Here is a 234-nt window from a genome sequence, read left to right as displayed (position 1 = left end):
GACCTGATGTATTCTTCCGACCAGTATCTGGATATTTTGCCTCGTGGAGTCAACAAGGGCACCACCCTCGACAGCCTGATCGAATGGCTGGAGCTGAGCCAGGATCAAGTGCTGATTGCTGGCGACAGCTTTAATGATCTGGAAATGATTGAGCTCGACTACCCGTCTGTCTGTGTTGGCGGCTCCGAAAGCCGTCTGCTGGAAGCCACCGAGCGCAGCACCATGGTCTACCAC

At 54.7% G+C, this 234-nt stretch carries 1 protein-coding gene; it reads left to right on the top strand.

Going from position 1 to position 234, the window contains the following annotated elements; genetic code table 11:
* Positions 1-234, top strand: a 234-nt coding sequence (locus tag Q4563_RS22840; RefSeq protein ID WP_303606178.1) for an HAD family hydrolase, incomplete at both ends; no start/stop codon positions are given.

This window comes from Gilvimarinus sp. 1_MG-2023, from assembly GCF_030548285.1.
Note: the sequence above shows the minus strand (reverse complement) of the source record. Positions and strands in the feature narration are given on the sequence as shown.